Annotated in this window: 2 tRNA genes; both read right to left on the bottom strand. The window is 45.2% G+C overall.

Annotated elements, in window-relative coordinates:
* Nucleotides 1-2: 2 nt before the first annotated feature.
* Nucleotides 3-77, bottom strand: a tRNA-Gln gene (locus tag DRB05_RS00065).
* A 36-nt stretch (nucleotides 78-113) separates the two neighbouring features.
* Nucleotides 114-198 (bottom strand) — tRNA-Leu (locus DRB05_RS00060).
* Between the last annotated feature and the right edge of the window lie 145 nt (nucleotides 199-343).

Raw genomic sequence — 343 nt, 5'->3', positions numbered from 1 at the left:
GATGGCTGGAGTACCAGGATTTGAACCTGGGAATGGCGGGATCAAAACCCGCTGCCTTACCGCTTGGCGATACTCCAACGAAAATTTGATTGTTTTAGTTCCAATCAAGAACATGGTGCGGAAAGAGAGACTTGAACTCTCACATCCGAAGATACTGGAACCTAAATCCAGCGCGTCTACCAATTCCGCCACTTCCGCATATCATTTCGCATTAGTTATTAGAACCTAAATCCAGCGTCTATATTAAGACATCGACCAATTCCAAAACTTCCGCATTTGTAAATGGTGGCTATGCCCTGATTTGAACAGGGGACCCCATCATTATGAGTGATGTGCTCTAACC

Source organism: Pseudoalteromonas sp. A757 (assembly GCF_004103285.1).
GTDB classification, from domain to species: domain Bacteria; phylum Pseudomonadota; class Gammaproteobacteria; order Enterobacterales; family Alteromonadaceae; genus Pseudoalteromonas; species Pseudoalteromonas galatheae.
This window is presented reverse-complemented; position numbering and strand designations above follow the sequence as displayed.